At 57.4% G+C, this 265-nt stretch carries 1 protein-coding gene; it reads left to right on the top strand.

Annotation, left to right across the window (positions count from 1 at the left end; genetic code table 11):
- Nucleotides 1-265, top strand: a 265-nt coding sequence (locus SB724_RS20505) for a hypothetical protein (protein WP_410572742.1), incomplete at both ends; no start/stop codon positions are given.

Here is a 265-nt window from a genome sequence, read left to right as displayed (position 1 = left end):
CAAGCGTCGTTTCTTCTTCGTTGACCGGCCCGCTGAAGGCATATGGGCTTTGCCGGTTGCTCACTTGCAAGATGCCCATGAGGGGGTGATCGACGTCAACCTGCTCAATCCCGAAGGCATATTGCTGGCAACAGCGCCCTATGCCGCCATGGCCGAAGGTGACAAGGTTTTCCTGAGTTGGGAGCCCTGGTTCAACGAGTCCTTGCCAGGTGAGCTGTTCGAGCAAGTACTGGAAGTGCAGGAGTCTGATCCTGGCCGACCACTG

Origin of the sequence: Bacillus sp. SIMBA_031 (genome assembly GCF_046535225.1) — a bacterium.
Taxonomy (GTDB): domain Bacteria; phylum Bacillota; class Bacilli; order Bacillales; family Bacillaceae; genus Bacillus; species Bacillus velezensis.
The sequence above is the reverse complement of the archived record's forward strand: the minus strand, read 5'-3'. Positions and strand labels throughout refer to the sequence as shown.